Below are 17,922 nucleotides of genomic sequence, written 5' to 3'. Positions count from 1 at the left end.
AACCTTTAATCAATGGAACATCGTCGCCTGGGAATTCGTAGCTAGACAGCAGATCACGGATTTCCATTTCTACCAGTTCCAGCAACTCTTCATCGTCTACCATGTCACATTTATTCATATAAACGATGATGTATGGTACACCTACCTGACGCGCCAACAGAATGTGCTCACGGGTTTGTGGCATAGGACCATCAGCTGCAGATACCACCAGAATCGCACCGTCCATCTGTGCAGCACCGGTAATCATGTTTTTCACATAGTCAGCATGTCCCGGGCAGTCTACGTGTGCATAGTGACGCTCGGCTGTTTCGTATTCTACGTGTGATGTATTAATAGTAATACCACGGGCTTTTTCTTCCGGGGCATTGTCAATCTGATCGTAAGCTTTCGCTGCACCACCGAATTTTTTAGACAAAATGGTACAGATTGCAGCAGTCAATGTGGTTTTACCATGGTCAACGTGACCAATGGTGCCAACGTTTACGTGCGGTTTGCTCCGCTCGAATTTTTCTTTAGCCATGGCTACTTCCTATCTAAAGATGATTAGGTTTATCAATTTAGGTGGTGCCCATGGACAGAATTGAACTGTCGGCCTCTCCCTTACCAAGGGAGTGCTCTACCCCTGAGCTACATGGGCATTACGGTAGGTATTTACTTAATATGGAGCGGGTGAAGGGAATCGAACCCTCACCGTAAGCTTGGAAGGCTTCTGCTCTACCATTGAGCTACACCCGCATACTTACTTAAAAAACTACTCCAAGTAAGACTGGAATTTGGTGGAGGGAGAAGGATTCGAACCTTCGAAGCTTTCGCAACAGATTTACAGTCTGCCCCCTTTGGCCGCTCGGGAATCCCTCCAAAAGAGAACGGCATGATAATGTTGATTTGTATCTTCGTCAAGCTTCTTAAGCAATTTTTTTTACTTAAGAGAGTAATTAACTGTTTCAAATACACTTCAGCCTGTGTCGTTTTATTCTTTTTCTGCCATCAGCCGTTGATATTTAGCTTCCAGCTCTTCTTCGCTTTCTGGGTGTTCTTCATCAATGATGATGCAATCTACCGGACAAACCTGCTGACATTGTGGTTCATCATAATGACCTACACACTGTGTGCAACGTTCTGGGGTGATCTCATAAATTTCATCGCCCTGATAAATAGCGCTGTTGGGGCACTCAGGCTCGCATACGTCGCAATTAATGCACTCATCTGTTATCAAGAGTGACATGTTCTTCCTTTATCGTTAAATTTTACTCAAAACCGTTGGGCGCGGATTATAACATTATTTTGTGTGTATCCCATTGAGTGTCTGTTAATCAGGGTGCTTCTGGTTTACAGTAAGTTAATAATTCAAAACGACTTATTCCTGATTTACCCTCTCGCAGTATCTGCCACTCAGTTGGCAGCGTTGGTAATGTATTACTTTCAAGATAGATATGTGCTTGAGGTCTCAGATGCGGGACAAGAGCCTGCATAAGTTCTGGCCACTGCTGCCATTGATAAGGCGGATCGAGAAATATTATGTCAAACTGCCGGCTGTTAGTTGCGAGAAAATTCTGTGCATTTGTATAAATAAGTTCTACCTGATTGAAATTCAATTGTTCAAGGTTATTTTTTATTGCCTGTACCACCAGACGATTTTTTTCTATCAGCATAACGGTTTCAGCCCTTCTTGAAGCTGCTTCCAATCCCATTACGCCACTACCGGCAAATAAATCCAGTACTGCCATACCTGTTAAGTCTTGCCCCAGCCAATTAAACAGACGTTCGCGCACGCTATCTGCCGTCGGACGCAGACCTTCGGCGGTCGGAAATGTTAGTTTACGGCCTCGATGGGTACCGCCAATAATGCGTACCTGATTGCGATGCTGCTGAAGTATTCTGGCCATGTCAGTTTATTCCGGTAAAAAAAGACTTTCAGGCATGCTGAAAGTCTTAAGTTTGTTATTTATTTTGTGCAGCCTGCTCTATTCTTTGGGTGCGGGAGGTTCTATCTGTTCGGTATAGCCACACTCTTTTTGAGGACAAACTTTTTCGGTTCCGCGCCGTTTGGTGGTTTTGATGGTCAGAATCGGCCAACCGCATTGCGGACAGGGTTCGTTAATGGGCGGATTCCACACGGCATAGTCACAATCGGGATAAGTATTGCAACTGTAAAACAGTTTGCCATAGCGGCTCTTGCGTTCGATCAGGCTGCCTTTATGACACTTCGGACATTCAATTCCGGTATCTTTAGGTTTTTCCAAAGGTTCGATATATTTACATTTGGGATAATTGGCGCAGCCAATGAATTTACCATAACGGCCACGCTTGTATACCAGTTGTCCTTCACATTTGGGACAGCTGCGCCCTTCAACGATGGTAGGCTCTTCTGCAGCTTTGGCAGCCTCTTCAGCAGTTTCATTCACGTTGCGGGTGTAATCGCAATCTGGATAACCGCTACAGGCAATAAAGCGCCCGCGTTTGCCAAATTTAATCTGTAGCTGGTGAGCTCCACATTTCGGGCAGATTTCATCCAGATTTTCTGCTGTTAGCTCTGCGCGTGGGATGTCTTCCTTGGCTTTAACCTCTTTGTCAAAACCTTTCCAGAACTGTTGCATTACCGGCTTCCATTCTCGTTTGCCGCCGGCAATATCATCCAGCTGATTTTCCAGTCTGGCGGTGAAGTTGTAATCTACATATTGACCGAAATGCTCGGTAAGAAATTTATTGACGACTTCACCGGTATCGGTGGGCAGAAACCGTTTTTGTTCAAGTGTGACGTACTCACGTTCTTTCAGTGTGGAAATAATGCTGGCATAGGTTGAAGGACGGCCAATGCCATACTCTTCCAGTGCTTTTACCAAGCTGGCTTCAGAATAACGGGGTGGTGGCTGAGTAAAATGCTGTTCGCCAAATATTTTATCTACCGGCAAATCATCTCCTTCCTGCAATGGAGGCAATTTTTTGGCATTTTCATCATCTTCGCTATCGTCGACACCTTCTTCGTAAACGCTTAAAAAACCAGCAAATGTCTGTACCTGTCCAGTTACTCGAAAAACACCTTTTCCTACAACAATATCGACACTGGTGGTATCGAAACGAGCTGGTGCCATCTGGCAGGCCACCGCACGTTGCCAAATCATCTGATACAGGCGAAACTGATCAGCAGTCAGAAAGGGTTTTACTTCTTCTGGTGTACGGTAAACCGAAGTAGGCCGAATAGCTTCATGTGCTTCCTGAGCATTTTTCGATTTGGTTTTGTAGACCTTTGCTGTAGATGGTAGGTAGTCGCTGCCAATTTTGTTATCAATATAATGGCGTATTTCAACAACGGCATCATCTGACAAGCTGACGGAGTCGGTACGCATATAGGTAATCAGCCCCACTGCACCTTGCCCTACGTCTACACCTTCATATAATTGCTGGGCTGTGCGCATGGTACGGTCGGTAGTCATGCCAAGTTTACGCACTGCTTCCTGCTGCATAGTGGAGGTGGTAAATGGCGCAGCTGGATTACGGCTGCGCTTTTTCTTTTCTACCTTGGAAACATGTGCCGGCTGACCCTGCAGGGCGCTGACTATTTCCTGCTGTTGAGTTTCATCTGGTATATCAAATTGCTCGAGTTTCTGTCCTTGCCAGTGTGTGAGTTTGGCGGTGAATTTGGTACGCGCTTTGTGGCTGTCCAAATGAACTGTCCAATATTCCTGTGCCGTGAAATCACGGATTTCTTGTTCGCGTTCGCAAATCATGCGTAATGCCGGGCTTTGTACGCGGCCAGCAGACAGACCTCGGCGAATTTTTTTCCATAATAAAGGTGACAGATTAAAACCAACCAGATAATCCAGAGCTCGCCGTGTCTGCTGTGCATCCACTAATGTTTGTGACAACTCACGCGGATGAGCAACCGCATCCAATACGGCTTTTTTGGTTACTTCATGGAATACTACTCGCTTTGGGTGTAGGTTTTTGAGGCCACGCTTAGATTTGAGTATTTCTTGTAAATGCCAGGAAATAGCTTCACCCTCTCTATCCGGGTCGGTTGCCAAATAAAGTGCATCAGCTTCTTTTGCTGCTGACACAATCGCATCCAAATGTTTGGCATTACGGCTGACCAGCTGGTATTTCATGGCAAAGTCATTTTCCGGATCGACGGCACCACTTTTAGGTACCAGATCGCGCACATGTCCATAGGAAGCGAGAATTTCAAAGTCGCTGCCAAGATACTTTTTCAGCGTTTTCGCTTTTGATGGAGATTCAACAATCAACAGGTTTTTTGCCATTCGCTCAGGCTCACATTCGTAATTTAAATATTTGTGATATGTTGGTAGTTTGTTTTATTCTAATAAATACAATCGGACAAAGCAAAAAAGCTTTCAGACGTTCTGACTGAAAGCTTTAATGCCGTTTCGCTGTCAGTAATTTACTGCATTATGGCTTCACCATTAAGCGCAGCCATTAATTCATCACCAATGAGTACTGGCAATTCTGACCGGTGTGCCCACAAGACCAGTAAGGCCAGTACTTTAGCATGATCTACAGTGATGTCGTCATACGGCAAATTCATTAAAGCATTGAGTACGAATTCACGTTGTTCAGGATTGAGTGCACCATTCTGTTCCAGAAAATGTATTAGACCACGAACATCCAACGGGAGTGCATCCAGCTCTTCTTCATTAAAAATTCGGAATCCGGTACTGCTGCGCAAGGTTTCGGCCGGAATCAGGGGTTCGAAACGCAGCTCGTCGAGACAAGTTAAGGCATCCCCTATCTCATCATCATTAAAACCCACCTCTTCCAAAAGCGCTCCTAGATCTTTACGTGGAGGAAAAGCATCAACGTCTTGAAAGTGCTCAATCAAAAACGCTATTACATCAATCATCTGCAATCCTTTCAAGATTTAATGCGTTGATAACAACCGCCCGGCAGTGCGGTAATCCAGCCACCTAGTTCCAGTGCCATAAGATTAGCATACACATCTGTAGCAGGGATGCCAAGTGTTGAGACCAGTGTATCTGGATGTACGATACCATAACCTAATCCATCCAGAATTTGTTTCTCCGGCGATGTGAGTGCTGATGCAGCTGTTTTGTCTAATAAGAGATCTTCAGTCTCTTCAACAAGCAGTACAGGTGTATCTGATTGAATAAATTGTGAAGATTGATGGCTATATGAATGCACTTGCGTTTTTTGCAAGAGGAAAGGGCACTCATGAAGTATATCATCTAGATTTTCAACCAGTTTGGCACCCTGTTTTATCAATGCATGACAACCTTTGCTTAATGGGTTATCAATCGAACCAGGTATTGCCATAACTTCACGACCCATTTCACCGGCCAATCGCGCAGTAATCAGGGAGCCAGATTCGGTTGCAGCCTCTATCACTAGGGTACCTTGGCTGAGGGCTGCAATCAGGCGATTGCGACGAGGGAAATTACCTGCCAAAGAACGTGTGCCTAGTGGAAATTCTGAAATTATACAGCCATGTTCGGCAATTTCAGCGGCCAATGATTTGTTGCGTGCCGGATACACGCGATCTATTCCTGTGCCCCAGACGGCAACAGTAGTACCTTTGCCAAGTAAAGCACCTTGATGGGCTGCGGTATCTATACCATCAGCCATGCCTGATATCACAGCAATTTCTTTTTGTGCTAATGCCTTGGCAAAATCACGGGCAATACGCATTGCTTGTGGCGTAGCATGTCGGCTGCCAACAATAGCCAACGAGGGCTGTTGCAGATAGTGGATGTTACCACGAATAAATAATAATGGAGGCGGTGTCAAACCTTCAGAAAGCAGTGGTGGATAATCATTTTCAGCCAGCAATAATAAGCGTGCATTTTCATGCTTTTGCTCCCATTGCAGGGCGGCTTCAGCTGCTTTTCTTGCCTCCTCACTGCGCCAGTATTGACCGGCCCGAGAACGAATCAGAAAAGGTTTAATTTCTTCCACATCTGCGGCCAAAGCGATTTGTGCCGAACCAAAATGTTTTAAGATACGTAAAAATGTTTCACTGCCAATATAGGGTGTTAATGCCAGCTCAATCCAAGCATAGCGCTCGAGCTCATTCATTTACATTTTCTTTACAGTTTGTAATTTATCAATTATGACAAAGGATAATTTATATTACAATTGATTATTCAATGGCATTATTTGAATATTATTCAAATAGAATAGTATTGTTAAAATAAAACTTATAACATTTTAATTTTGTGTTTTATTTTATTATCCAATATTCTTGTCTGGTTTTTTAAAAACATAATTTTGTAAATTTTTAGCAAATTATTATTAATTTATATTTATTTTTGTAAATTATTACTGTATATTTAATTTTGCGAATATCAATGTAGGTTGAGACTGATTAACTTTTTGGATCGAAAGTCTTGGATAATTATATGCCAATATCACTTAAATTTAAGGATTTTCTACATCCGCGTCCAGCACCTTCAGGAATCGATGTTAACTGTAAATTAAAACATTTTGCCATTATTACTTATGCAGTTGATGCGCATAGATTTGCAGGATTATTTCCCCCTCGTTTCAAACTGGATACTATCTTTATTGATGGTCAGGAAAAAGGTTTGCTTTCAGTTGTGCCATTTATGGACGAGGATTTTACATCAGCAGTTTATCCGTTTCCTGTATTCAGTATGGGACAGACCAATTACCGAATTTATATAATTGATACGACAACCGGCGAACGTTGTGTCTGGTTTTTGGGTACGATATTGGATTCGTGGACCATTATGGTACCTCGTCATATATGGAAACTACCTTGGCATCCGGGCAAAATGCGTTTTATTTGTGACTTTGACCAGCAATCAGGCTGCTATCGACATTATGAAATGCATACAAAGGCAAAGTGGGCGCCGGCTAGAGTACAATTAAAGCAGCAACCTGAACAACAATTTCATTTTCAAGGTTTTGCTGACAACGAAACGGCACTAGTCTATCTGACCCATCCATTGGCTGGTTTTTACTATCGACGTAATGGTAAATTGGGAACTTATCGGGTTTGGCATGATCGATTGGCTGTGAAACCAGCTACACTTGAATCAGCACAATTTGCTTTATTGAGCCGGATGAAACTGGTTCAAGATGATGAACAACAACAGCCCTATAGTGTATTGCTTCAACCTATTAATGAATTTACCATTTATTTGCCACCCACTGCTTTATAAAATAATTGCAAATAGATAATAAAGATAGTTGGGCAAAGGTTTGGATTTCGGTAGTAGATTTAGATTATCAGCTGCTAAATTGTTTATGAATAAATCTGATTATTTTAATTTAACGAAAACGGCCGGATTTAATGGTTAATCCCTGTTGAATTTTCGAAGCCAGACTATAATTGCGTAAGGCATGGGTTAATGCTACTGCTAGGGCATCTGCAGCATCTGCCTGAGGTGTTCCAGACAGAGACAACATTTGTACCACCATATGCTGCACCTGCTCCTTAGCCGCTTTACCCTGCCCGACGACAGCCTGCTTTACCTGCAGGGCTGTGTATTCGAATACCGGTAGCTCACCTAATGTCAGTGCAGCTATGGCCGCTCCACGTGCCTGACCCAATACCAGTGTGGCCGCAGGATTAACGTTGACAAACACCTGTTCGACTGCGGTCTGGGTGGGCTGATATGTGGCGATCACTTCGCGTAAATTCTGTACAATAACTCGGATGCGCTCTGCAAGTGTTGAGCCTACAACGGTTTTTATGCAACCAGAGGCAACATAGATGTGCTGGCGACCGATTACGTCAATTACGCCAAAGCCGGTTACACGGCTGCCGGGGTCGACACCAAGAATACGGATAGTGGATTGTTCAGACTGCTGTATTTGCATGTTTATACTGCTAAATCAAAGTAAATATGCTAAAAATAAGTGACAGACAATATAGCCTGTCAATTAATTTTATCTATTTGAATGAGAATAATGTTACCGTATATAGCCATTGTTTGTGGCTCATTTGCCGTGTCTGGTTTCGAACCATTGATTGGCCTGCTGTAATCTTTCAATTGTTCCTACATCCAGCCAGAAGCCATTGTAATATTCACCACTAACCAGATCATTTTGCATGGCTTTACGCAATAAAGGAGCCAGTTTTGCACTGTTATGAGCCTGAATACCCTTAAACAAGGCAGGATGATATACACCTACTCCGCTAAAAGTTAATGCTGAAGTATTCGTCTGACGTTCGGTTATTTTTCCTGATGACAACAGATGGAAATCTCCTTCTGGATGATGAGATGGATTATCTACTAGCCATAAGTGAGCCAGATTACCAGACTGTTCTAATTCGTTACTGATTTCTAACGCCCCGACAAAATCAATATCAGTTAGTACATCTCCGTTTATCACCAAAAACGGTGTATTGCCGAGCATAGGTAAAGCAGTAACAATTCCACCTGCTGTCTCTAGCCCTCCTTCTTTTTCAGCAGAATAAGAAATTTCCAGACCATAAGCTTGCCCGTTTCCCAAAGAATTTTCAATTTGTTCTCCCAACCAAGCATGATTAATCACAATTTCTCGAAAACCTGCCTTCTGTAGGCGGCGCAAATGATGTTCGATTAATGGTATTCCACCTACTTTTAGTAATGGTTTTGGACAGGTATCTGTCAGTGGACGCATGCGTTCACCGCGTCCTGCGGCAAGAATCATGGCTTTCATGATGATTAAATTCCTCGATATTTTTGCAGCCTATAATACAACAGGCAAAGCGATCAGCTTTGCCTGAAAATTAGGGATAATAATTGATTAATGGAAACAGACAATTTAAATCAGATTGAGCTCAGTACCACTATTAAAGATTGCCGTTCCTTTTTCACCTTGCTCATATAAATTAATCCGCAGGCGCAAATCATTTGGTGAGTCTGATTGGCGTAAAGCTTCTTCAAAATCAATAACGCCATCAACATAAAGCTGAAACAAACACTGATCAAACGTTTGCATACCATCATTACCTGCTTTGGCCATCAGCTCTTTTATCTGCATTAGTTCGCCTTTGTAGATATAGTCCTGAACAGTGGCGGTGTTAATTAACAGGTCAATAACAGCCCGACGGCCTTTACCATCTTTTTTCACAGCCAGCCGCTGGCCGATGATGCAAACGAGATTCAGTGCCAAGTCCATCAGCACTTGCTTATGCTGTTCTTCAGGATAGAAATTCAGAATACGTTCAATTGCCTGATTAGCACTACTGGCGTGCAAAGTAAAGAAACACAAGTGACCGGTCTGCGCTAGTTTCAGTGCATAGGCCATGCTCTCATCACTGCGTACCTCCCCTACGCAAACAACATCTGGTGCTTCACGCAATGCACTTTGCATTGCATTGTCCCAGCTCAGAGTGTCCACTCCGACTTCACGGTGGGTAATAATACTTTTCTTGGGTTTATGCACGTATTCTATCGGGTCTTCAATGGTGAGAATATGGCCGGCGGAATTGGCATTACGATAATCCAGCATAGCGGCCATGGTAGTGGATTTACCGCTACCAGTAGGACCAGCAAGAATAATCAGCCCGCGTTTTTTCATCACCAGCTCATCCAGCACTGGTGGTAAAAACAGACTCTGGGTGGTGGGGATATCGGTAGTAATCCGACGCAGCACCATACCCACCCTACCTTGTTCATGATAGGCATTAACCCTGAAACGCACACCATTTTTGGCAATAATGGAATAGTTTAAATCCAGTTCTTGCATAAACCGCTGCCGCTGAACGGTTGTCATGGTAGACATGGCAATCTTAGCAGTTTCTTCTCCGGTTAAAGGTTTGGTTGGTGCGGGGGTGATTTTGCCATCGATTTTCCATGATGGTGGAAAACTAGGACTGATAAAAATATCAGCGGCATTCAGACGTACGGCTTCAACAGCCATTTTTTCCAGCACTGGATGAATATGAACTACTTCCCGTTCCAGTGTGACTGGAGCTGGGGTGCTGACGGCTGTAGCTGGAGCCGGCACTGCGGTAGAAGAATCTGTCATTGTTTTATTGTGTATAGTTGTCTGGCGTGACTCGACAGTAGATGAAACCGATGAGACCGGAATCTGTTCGTTTGCAGGTACAGATTTGGTTTCTATTGCAGCAACAGGTGTTGCCTGCATCATTGCTGTGCTTGTTTCTTTATCTGCCGACCTCGAATCTGGTGTATTTTGTATCGGTATAGCCGCTACATTTGCATCTGTTTTTACAGTATTTGCTGACGGTGCTTCTGCCACAATGGGAGAAGGTGTAGCTGTTGCTGATGCAGCGGTGGGATGTTGATAGTGGTTAACCATATCTGATAATAAATCAGACAAGCTGGACTCTTTTGAGGCGTCTTTCAGCATATCCATGGCAACACGCTTTCCTGAATATAAAACTATAAATTACTATCCTGCCAGCTGATCAGGACTGACCGCTTTAGATCGTGCTACATCTAAACTGATACGATTTTCACGCAGCAATTGTTGTAAACACTGGTCTAACGTTTGCATACCAAATTTCTGCCCCGTCTGCAAAGTAGAGTTAATCTGAGCAATTTTGTTCTCACGAATCAGGTTGCGCACTGCCGGAGTACTGATCATGATTTCATGAGCTGCAACACGGCCATTGCCATCCTTAGTTTTCAGTAAAGTCTGAGAAATTACTGCCTGAAGACTTTCAGACAACATAGAACGCACCATTTCTTTTTCACCAGCAGGAAATACGTCCACAATACGGTCTACCGTTTTTGCTGCACCAGTAGTATGCAAAGTACCGAACACAAGGTGACCGGTTTCAGCAGCTGTCAGTGCCAGACCTATTGTTTCAGGGTCTCGCATTTCCCCTACCAGAATCACGTCAGGGTCTTCGCGCAAAGCTGAACGCAGTGCATTAGCAAAGCTGAGTGTATGCTGATGAAGTTCACGCTGGTTTACCAACGATTTTTTACTCTGATGCACAAACTCAATCGGATCTTCAATGGTTAGAATATGGCCGGCATCGTGATTATTGATGTAATCAATCATTGCAGCCAAAGTGGTTGATTTACCGGAGCCGGTAGGTCCTGTTACCAGCACTAGTCCACGTGGCATTTCAGCAATTTTTTGAAAAATTGCTGGCGCTTTGAGCTCTTCCAGCGTCAGTACCTTACTGGGAATGGTACGCATAACTGCAGCAGGGCCGCGCTCGGTGTTAAAGGCATTGACACGAAACCGAGAGACATTGGGAAGTTCGAACGAAAAGTCAGTTTCCAGATTTTGCTGATAATCTTTACGTTGATAGTCGTTCATAATGGAAGCTATCATTTTACCTACTTCTTCTGCGCTCTGTTCGGGCAGATTAATACGGCGGATATCACCATTAACGCGTATCATAGGAGGAAGACCAGCACTCAGATGCAAGTCGGAAGCTTTGTTTTTAACGCCGAAGGCCAATAAATCGGTTAGCTGCATATTTACTCCGTTATGCTTGCCTGCGATGTGCAGGGACAAATTTCTGCTCTTATTTTAATCAAGTTGTCGAAGCTTTAAAATGAAAATGTTTGTGATGCTGGAAAAATTTTTTCAAAGACAGCCGAATTGAATTCAAAAAACTGAAAAAAAACTATGTGATATGAAAAATTCAGATTCTCTGATTACACACTGGCGTGAGGTATTGGCTGAAATAGCCAGCATCCGCCAGCAAACTGAAGCGCCACAAAACGTTCAACTGATTGCGGTGAGTAAAACCTTTCCTGTCAGTGATATAGCCACACTGTATCAAGCTGGTCAGCGTGATTTTGGTGAAAATTACATTCAAGAGTTTAGTGATAAAACCAGCATGCTGTCCGAATACGATATTGTCTGGCATATGATCGGACACATTCAATCAAATAAAAGCCGGATTGTGGCAGAACGGGCACAATGGGTGCATACGATTGACCGTGAAAAAATTGCTCGCCGTTTAAATGAACAGCGGCCAGAGCACTTACCACCCTTGAATGTTTGTATTGAAATAAACATTGCTGCTGAAACAAATAAACATGGTATTAGAGCAAATATAACAGAATTATTGAAATTAGCTAGTTTCATCAGCACTTTACCACGTCTACAATTTCGCGGGCTGATGTGCGTGGCCAAAGCAGATAGTACTGAAACCGAATTGCGGCAGCAATTCGGTATGATGCAGACTTTATTCCAGCATCTGCATCATTCAGGATTCGCGGTTGATGTATTGTCTATGGGAATGAGTGCCGACATGCATACGGCTATTGCCAGTGGAGCTACTCATGTTCGGATAGGCAGTGCTATTTTTGGTCAACGTCACTATACACAGACAAAATATGATTAGTTAGCATTAACATTGATTACAAGACGGCCGGTAAGCTCTGCTCACCGGCCGTTTTTCTACTAAATTATTGTCAGTTGAATCAAGTACTGCTTCAAGCTATTTTTTCTGCCTTAAACCACTGTGACGGATGGGCAATTTCATCCTGAGCGGCTACAATTTGCAATTCATACTGCCGGCGTTTTAAAGTTTCCTGCATAACCGCATAGACAGCTGAAGTTGTATGTTCAAATGCTTCAAGCAAAGATTTACCGGAAAGAAAATCTGCCAGAAAAATTCCACTTGTCATATCACCCACGCCTACAGGTTGACGTTCGCCAAAATCCACCAGAGGCCGGTGAATATGCCATGCTGAATCCGGCGTAACCAACAGCATTTCAAAGCGGTCAGTTTGATACCCAGCACGACTTAAATGTTTCACTAGCACAGCACGCGGACCTTTTGTACAAAGAGCCCGAGAGGCAGCAACCGCTTCTTCCACATTATGAATGCGTTGCCTGTTGTTCAACTCTTCAAGTTCAAACAGATTAGGCGCAATCATATCGCTCTGTGGCAAGGCTACATCACATAAGAATTCGGCCACACCTCCGGCAACAATACAGCCTTTTTCTGGATGGCCCATAACTGGGTCACAGAAATAAATGGCCTGCGGATTGGCCTGCTTCACTTTGCGGACAATATCAATAATGGCACTGCCTTGCTCGGCAGAACCCATATATCCACTTAATACAGCATCACAGTTTTTCAGTTCATCAATGGCCGCAATACCATCAACCACATCCAGTAAATGCTGAGCCGGCATCACTGTACCCTGCCACTGCCTGTACTGTGTGTGATTAGAAAATTGGACTGTATTTAATGGCCAAACATTAACGCCTAATCGGCGGATAGGAAATACCGTTGCGCTGTTACCCGCATGACCAAATACCACATGAGACTGAATTGAAAGTATATTTTTCATAATATTGCCATTTTACAATCTGATAATCTAAGAATTATCAAATGTGCTAAAAATCTGCTATGTAAGCAGACATATATAAATTTATGCCGATTATACGCAGATTATGCAGGCAGGAATAAATACTTACCTACCACAACACCTTAAATCACAATTTTTCTTTCTAACAACAATACATACCAATTGCCAACATAAAAATTATATTGGTTGCTTAGACCACCTTAATTTAAAGATTTAATCAGGTTTTCTGATAAATGTGCACTAGCATACATCAGCAGAAAAATACCTACTTTGTCGATTAAACATTAATTATTTAATTAAATTGTAATCGTAATTCCTGCATACTAAAATTTTTTCCTCCGCCATAGGCAGCGCATTTTGCTTTCATTACCTAATTTGTTATATGCAGCATGTATTCTTATGCCTGTGAAATGGTTTTTCTTTTTTTAAAACTAAACCAGATACAATGAAAACAAAAAACCAGCCTTTATAGCTGGTTTTTAAGCTTCAAAAAGAGATTATTCGTTGAAATCGAATTCACAAACATTGAAAAAGCTGCAAAATAGTTCCATCGATTACTAGTGTATGACAAAAATCGTTTGCTTTATTTTTCGTTATCCACTTCATTACTATTTACTTGTTTCAAGAACAGCAGCTTTTCTGACCAAGCGGACAAACTCATTGCGATAGCCTTGAGGATCGTTACCCTTGGCATTATTTGCCCAGTTAGCAATCTGCTCGTAAGAAGTCTCTGCAAGTTCTGGGTTATGGCGCAGTTTCTGTCCGAATGCTGCCACAGCCGCTAAGAAACGAGTTTCAACCCCTGCCTGCTCAAAAGAACTTCCTAACGCTTTTTTCTCTATTGGGAAAGAAACCATTTCACTTTTTTTACTGCCAGGCTCTTTCCAACGTAATTTGAGAAAAGCAATTTCTCCATTCTGAGCACCGGCAGAATCCGTTTTTTTGCGTTGATAACGCAAAGGATCAATACTTGGTTTGGCTCCGGCAAGAGTAAGCTCGTACAGCACTGTAACCTTTTTACCTGCACCTATATCACCAGCATCCACCTTATCATTATTAAAATCTTCTTGTTTCAACTGCCGTTTTTCATAACCAATTTGACGGTACTCCAGTACTTGGCGTGGATTGAATTCAATCTGTGCTTTTGCATCTTTGGCCACAGTAACTAAAGTTGCACTCATTTCTTCCTGTAATACCTTTTGGGCTTCCTGCAAACTATCAATATAGCTATAGTTTCCATTTCCTGCATCCGCAATCTGCACCATCATTGCATCATTAAAATTATCATCTCCAAAACCCAGTGTTGATAAGGTTATCCCTTTATCTTTTTCAGTGCTCACGAGAACCTTTAATTCTTCATCATTGTTTATACCAACATTAAAATCGCCATCAGTAGCCAGTAATATGCGATTTATCCCACCTTTTACCTTGGCTTGTTCAGCTATTTTATAAGCCAGCTTCAGTCCTTCACCCCCAGCTGTACTGCCACCAGCCTCAAACTTATCAATTGCAGCCAGTATTTTGCCTTTATTGCTTCCTGATGTTGGTTCCAGCGCCACCCCTGCACTACCTGCATAAGTAACAATAGAGACTCTATCCTGCGGGCGTAATCTGCTCACTAATAATTTTAATGATTTTTTTAATAAATCTAACCTATCCGGCCCTTCCATCGAGCCAGAGGTGTCAACCAAGAATACCAGATTTGATGGCGGTAACTCTTTAAATTGGACGTTTTCAGCCTTGATATTTACCCTCAGCAATACCTTGTTTGCATTCCATGGACTGGGTGTCAATTCATAAGTCGCAGCAAACGGGGAGCCTAGGAGAGGTTTCAATACTTCATTCGAAACATCCGGAAAATAATTAATAAATTCCTCAACCCGTACAGCATCAGGATGCGGCATTCTTCCATTAGCGATAAACCGCCGACTATTTGCATAACTGGCCGTATCCATATCCAGACTAAATGTACTTACCGGCTCTGTAATCACTTGTTTTATAGGATTATCTGAATAATTTTTATACCTTGCTGTATCTGGCTGATTATTTTCGTACACAGTCTGCATAAATATGCTTGAAGTTTCAGCCCCTTTAAAGCCAATTCTGGATTCATAATTTCCTATCTTAGGCGCTGCATTGACCGCTACCGGAGCATCCTGCTTCACCCTACCTTTAGCATCACTTAGTGTATGAACTGAACCACAAGCGCTCAATAACCCTATAACCCACGCCACAAGTAGACAACGTCCGGTTTTACTAAGCTGTGAATTTATTATCAACATAAACACCTTTATTTATCAGAGTAGATGATATATTTAACATATAGCCTAAATAAATTCCAACTCATATATTAATTTTAAATAGTATTTAGCTTTGAAATTATCGAATAAAATTATATTGTTGGCAAAACTACGCACAACTTTAAGACTGATTATTCAGTCCACAGCTCTCTTTAATCATTTACCGGTATTAAGAAATCTTGAATATAATATTGAATTGCATATTCAATATTCATTCGCTTCAAGCCTGGAATATTGTTGTATTCAAATTGTTAATATTTATAAATAAAAAGAGGAAATGAAATGAGTATTTATTTTCTGGGTGGCGGTAATATGGCAACAGCCATCGTTGCAGGAATGAGCAAACAAGGCGGCTATGATATCGAAGTGATTGACCGTAATCTGGAAAAACGCCAACATTTGAGCAGCTGTTATCAGGTTAGGTGTAGTGAAAAATTACCTAGCCTGAATGCTGATGACGTACTTGTACTGGCAGTTAAACCACAGGATATGCAGCAGTCAACTGCCGGTATTGAGTTAAACGGTGCTTTAGTGCTGAGTATCGCTGCCGGATTAACCATCAACACATTGAGCCAGTTTCTTCAAAATCACCACCGCATCATCCGCATTATGCCTAATACACCCTGTCAGATTGGCCTAGGTATTTCCGGTTTGTACGCACCATCTAATATTGATACAGCAGATAAAAATTTGGCCGAAAACATTATGCGTACCACTGGAGAAGTGGTTTGGCTGGACGAAGAAAGCGCCATTAACCGTATTGCTGGCATCAGTGGCAGTGGCCCAGCATATGTATTCTATTTTCTTAATGCTTTACAACAGGCTGCCATACAACAAGGATTCAGCACAAAAGAAGCTCATCAATTAAGTCTGGGCACATTCAAAGGTGCAGTTTCACTGGCAGAACAGTCTGGTACTGAATTTGTGCAGTTACAGAAAAATGTCACCTCCAAAGGGGGAACCACTTTTGCCGCCACATCAGTATTCGACCAGCATCAGCTGTCGCAGGTTGTGGCTGATGGCGTGGCAGCCAGTGTTGCCCGTGCAGAAGAAATGCAACAACAACTAGCTCCTTAAGGTAACTTGTGATCAGTAAAACTATTTTTCTGTTAGCCAGTGCCCTAGCCATCATGTGCTGGGCACGGCTTTTGCTACAGTGGGGAAATTTGCCTTTTTTACATCCGCTGGCGCAATTCAGTGTACGAACAACCAATTGGCTAATACGGCCTTTACGCAGAATCGTGCCACCTCTAGGTAGATGGGATATCGCCTGCATTGTGGCTACCCCAATTATTTATTTTCTGGCTTCCGTTATTAATCTCATTACCACTTTCGGCTGGACACAGCCAGATATGCGTAGCATAGCAGCCAGTTTATTTTCCAGTGTTCTGTTTTCACTCAGAGCCATGTGTTACGCGTTGTTCATCGGTCTGGTATTACGAATGTTTTTAAGCCTCTGCAAGCCATATTCAGTGCTTTTATTGACCCTACAGCGCATTTTCACCCCTCTTACTCGCCCTTTTGCTGTACTGCGCTTAGGTAAATATGATTTTTCTGCGACAGTGATTCTAATTGTATTATGGCTATGTCTAGATTGGTGGTTACCGCTAGCAGCAAATAAAATTTCATACTGGCTGATTAGTGGATAGTGTTGTCTAATGCAAATTTACGAATAGATTATAAAAACATGCTATCATGCCCGAACTTTTTTAACAGCCTGACAACTGGATTATGTTGTTCAAAAACAGAGCTAGTTGTCAATTCCTGAGCTAATTGCTTAAATGAGCTACGCAAAAGAAAGACTGTATAATGGCTAAACTCACTGAACAAGACATCCAAGCCTGGAACGGCCCTGAAGAAGAGTACATGAATGAAGAACATCAAGCCTTCTTCCGTGATTTGCTGCTGAAACTTCAGGATGAGCTGATTCACAATGCCAATAATACTGCCGGTCATTTGCAGGAACAATCTACCACTCCAGATCCGGCAGACCGTGCGACACTGGAAGAAGAATATGCTCTGGAGCTGCGTACCCGTGACCGCGAACGCAAACTACTTAGCAAAATTCAAGCCTCTTTACGTCAACTGGATGAAGGGGATTATGGCTTCTGTCAAGATACCGGTGAACCTATCGGCCTGAAACGCTTACTGGCTCGACCGACTGCAACTCTGTCTGTCGAAGCACAGGAAAGGCGTGAGCGAATTAAAAAACAGTTTGTGGACTGATACTGAATTGATAAGCACCAAAAAACGCTTTCTGAAATAGAAAGCGTTTTTTATTTGCCGCCAGAAATATTGTTTCAACTATTCCGCTTATCAAGCTTGCAATTATAGGCAGTGTCTCAGACTTTTTTTTGCCACCAGTAATTCCCATATCACCA

Annotated in this window: 17 protein-coding genes and 3 tRNA genes; 5 read left to right on the top strand and 15 right to left on the bottom strand. The window is 42.6% G+C overall.

The genetic code is table 11. The annotated features are described in order from the left end of the window. From J3U64_RS09195 to dprA, 9 genes are all read right to left on the bottom strand, one after another. Positions 1-520: GTP-binding protein (locus tag J3U64_RS09195; protein WP_267409015.1), on the bottom strand; the 520-nt coding region annotated here is incomplete at its 3' end. A gap of 42 nt (positions 521-562) precedes the next feature. Next, a tRNA-Thr gene (locus tag J3U64_RS09190) sits at positions 563-637 on the bottom strand. Positions 638-661: 24 nt separating this feature from the next. Next, positions 662-735, bottom strand: a tRNA-Gly gene (locus J3U64_RS09185). A 39-nt stretch (positions 736-774) separates the two neighbouring features. Next, positions 775-858: transfer RNA gene (locus J3U64_RS09180), tRNA-Tyr, on the bottom strand. Positions 859-970: 112 nt separating this feature from the next. Next, entirely contained in the window at positions 971-1,225 is a 255-nt protein-coding gene (locus J3U64_RS09175) for a YfhL family 4Fe-4S dicluster ferredoxin (RefSeq protein WP_267409014.1), read from the bottom strand. An 88-nt stretch (positions 1,226-1,313) separates the two neighbouring features. Beyond that, positions 1,314-1,886: a 16S rRNA (guanine(966)-N(2))-methyltransferase RsmD gene (rsmD, locus tag J3U64_RS09170; protein WP_267409013.1), complete on the bottom strand. Its 573-nt coding sequence runs from the start codon at positions 1,884-1,886 to the stop codon at positions 1,314-1,316. A gap of 78 nt (positions 1,887-1,964) precedes the next feature. Beyond that, positions 1,965-4,259 (bottom strand): type I DNA topoisomerase, encoded by a 2,295-nt coding sequence (gene topA, locus J3U64_RS09165; protein ID WP_267409012.1) that lies wholly within the window; start codon positions 4,257-4,259, stop codon positions 1,965-1,967. A gap of 140 nt (positions 4,260-4,399) precedes the next feature. Next, positions 4,400-4,858, bottom strand: coding sequence for a DUF494 family protein (locus tag J3U64_RS09160; RefSeq protein ID WP_100140817.1), 459 nt, complete (start codon positions 4,856-4,858; stop codon positions 4,400-4,402). 11 nt (positions 4,859-4,869) lie between these two features. Then, positions 4,870-6,048 (bottom strand): DNA-processing protein DprA, encoded by a 1,179-nt coding sequence (gene dprA, locus J3U64_RS09155; protein ID WP_267409011.1) that lies wholly within the window; start codon positions 6,046-6,048, stop codon positions 4,870-4,872. A 323-nt stretch (positions 6,049-6,371) separates the two neighbouring features. On the opposite strand from dprA, the gene J3U64_RS09150 reads away from it, so the two are divergent. Further along, positions 6,372-7,157, top strand: a complete 786-nt coding sequence (locus tag J3U64_RS09150) for a DUF2071 domain-containing protein (protein WP_267409010.1) — start codon at positions 6,372-6,374, stop codon at positions 7,155-7,157. A 109-nt stretch (positions 7,158-7,266) separates the two neighbouring features. On the opposite strand, the gene ruvC is transcribed toward J3U64_RS09150, so the two are convergent. The 4 genes from ruvC to J3U64_RS09130 form a co-directional block, all read right to left on the bottom strand. Beyond that, complete coding sequence (gene ruvC, locus J3U64_RS09145; RefSeq protein ID WP_267392024.1) at positions 7,267-7,818, bottom strand: crossover junction endodeoxyribonuclease RuvC; 552 nt, start codon at positions 7,816-7,818, stop codon at positions 7,267-7,269. Between the two features lie 120 nt (positions 7,819-7,938). Next, entirely contained in the window at positions 7,939-8,643 is a 705-nt protein-coding gene (murU, locus tag J3U64_RS09140) for an N-acetylmuramate alpha-1-phosphate uridylyltransferase MurU (protein ID WP_267409009.1), read from the bottom strand. Positions 8,644-8,748: 105 nt separating this feature from the next. Beyond that, positions 8,749-9,957, bottom strand: a complete 1,209-nt coding sequence (locus tag J3U64_RS09135; RefSeq protein ID WP_370387142.1) for a PilT/PilU family type 4a pilus ATPase — start codon at positions 9,955-9,957, stop codon at positions 8,749-8,751. A 387-nt stretch (positions 9,958-10,344) separates the two neighbouring features. Then, positions 10,345-11,388: a type IV pilus twitching motility protein PilT gene (locus tag J3U64_RS09130; RefSeq protein WP_267392020.1), complete on the bottom strand. Its 1,044-nt coding sequence runs from the start codon at positions 11,386-11,388 to the stop codon at positions 10,345-10,347. Between the two features lie 160 nt (positions 11,389-11,548). Between J3U64_RS09130 and J3U64_RS09125 the strand changes: the two genes are divergently transcribed. After that, entirely contained in the window at positions 11,549-12,265 is a 717-nt protein-coding gene (locus tag J3U64_RS09125) for a YggS family pyridoxal phosphate-dependent enzyme (protein WP_267409006.1), read from the top strand. A 91-nt stretch (positions 12,266-12,356) separates the two neighbouring features. Here J3U64_RS09125 and pdxY read toward each other — a convergent pair whose 3' ends face one another. Both pdxY and J3U64_RS09115 read right to left on the bottom strand, forming a co-directional pair. Next, positions 12,357-13,223 carry a pyridoxal kinase PdxY gene (pdxY, locus tag J3U64_RS09120; protein WP_267392018.1) on the bottom strand — a complete coding sequence of 289 codons (867 nt, stop codon included), beginning with the start codon at positions 13,221-13,223 and terminating at the stop codon, positions 12,357-12,359. Positions 13,224-13,849: 626 nt separating this feature from the next. Beyond that, a complete protein-coding gene (locus J3U64_RS09115) occupies positions 13,850-15,406 on the bottom strand; it encodes a vWA domain-containing protein (RefSeq protein ID WP_267409005.1) in 1,557 nt (518 codons plus the stop codon). Positions 15,407-15,823: 417 nt separating this feature from the next. Here J3U64_RS09115 and proC point away from each other — a divergent pair, with 417 nt between their 5' ends. The 3 genes from proC to dksA all read left to right on the top strand — a co-directional run bounded on the left by proC (position 15,824) and on the right by dksA (position 17,767). Next, positions 15,824-16,618, top strand: coding sequence for a pyrroline-5-carboxylate reductase (gene proC, locus J3U64_RS09110; RefSeq protein ID WP_267392016.1), 795 nt, complete (start codon positions 15,824-15,826; stop codon positions 16,616-16,618). A gap of 8 nt (positions 16,619-16,626) precedes the next feature. Further along, entirely contained in the window at positions 16,627-17,190 is a 564-nt protein-coding gene (locus J3U64_RS09105; protein WP_267409003.1) for a YggT family protein, read from the top strand. Between the two features lie 160 nt (positions 17,191-17,350). Further along, the gene (gene dksA, locus J3U64_RS09100) at positions 17,351-17,767 is read left to right on the top strand and encodes an RNA polymerase-binding protein DksA (RefSeq protein ID WP_100140828.1); all 417 of its coding nucleotides are present in this window, start codon (positions 17,351-17,353) and stop codon (positions 17,765-17,767) included. Positions 17,768-17,922 lie beyond the last annotated feature (155 nt).

Source organism: Snodgrassella sp. B3800, assembly GCF_026535865.1.
Lineage (GTDB): Bacteria > Pseudomonadota > Gammaproteobacteria > Burkholderiales > Neisseriaceae > Snodgrassella > Snodgrassella alvi_E.
This window is presented reverse-complemented; position numbering and strand designations above follow the sequence as displayed.

What these genes read in the sequence shown, in the direction of transcription:
- J3U64_RS09175 (WP_267409014.1), bottom strand. Translation starts at nt 1,225, where the DNA reads ATGTCACTCTTGATAACAGATGAGTGCATTAATTGCGACGTATGCGAG.
- rsmD (WP_267409013.1), bottom strand. Translation starts at nt 1,886, where the DNA reads ATGGCCAGAATACTTCAGCAGCATCGCAATCAGGTACGCATTATTGGC.
- topA (WP_267409012.1), bottom strand. Translation starts at nt 4,259, where the DNA reads ATGGCAAAAAACCTGTTGATTGTTGAATCTCCATCAAAAGCGAAAACG.
- J3U64_RS09160 (WP_100140817.1), bottom strand. Translation starts at nt 4,858, where the DNA reads ATGATTGATGTAATAGCGTTTTTGATTGAGCACTTTCAAGACGTTGAT.
- dprA (WP_267409011.1), bottom strand. Translation starts at nt 6,048, where the DNA reads ATGAATGAGCTCGAGCGCTATGCTTGGATTGAGCTGGCATTAACACCC.
- J3U64_RS09150 (WP_267409010.1), top strand. Translation starts at nt 6,372, where the DNA reads ATGCCAATATCACTTAAATTTAAGGATTTTCTACATCCGCGTCCAGCA.
- ruvC (WP_267392024.1), bottom strand. Translation starts at nt 7,818, where the DNA reads ATGCAAATACAGCAGTCTGAACAATCCACTATCCGTATTCTTGGTGTC.
- murU (WP_267409009.1), bottom strand. Translation starts at nt 8,643, where the DNA reads ATGAAAGCCATGATTCTTGCCGCAGGACGCGGTGAACGCATGCGTCCA.
- J3U64_RS09135 (WP_370387142.1), bottom strand. Translation starts at nt 9,957, where the DNA reads ATGACAGATTCTTCTACCGCAGTGCCGGCTCCAGCTACAGCCGTCAGC.
- J3U64_RS09130 (WP_267392020.1), bottom strand. Translation starts at nt 11,388, where the DNA reads ATGCAGCTAACCGATTTATTGGCCTTCGGCGTTAAAAACAAAGCTTCC.
- J3U64_RS09125 (WP_267409006.1), top strand. Translation starts at nt 11,549, where the DNA reads ATGAAAAATTCAGATTCTCTGATTACACACTGGCGTGAGGTATTGGCT.
- pdxY (WP_267392018.1), bottom strand. Translation starts at nt 13,223, where the DNA reads ATGAAAAATATACTTTCAATTCAGTCTCATGTGGTATTTGGTCATGCG.
- proC (WP_267392016.1), top strand. Translation starts at nt 15,824, where the DNA reads ATGAGTATTTATTTTCTGGGTGGCGGTAATATGGCAACAGCCATCGTT.
- dksA (WP_100140828.1), top strand. Translation starts at nt 17,351, where the DNA reads ATGGCTAAACTCACTGAACAAGACATCCAAGCCTGGAACGGCCCTGAA.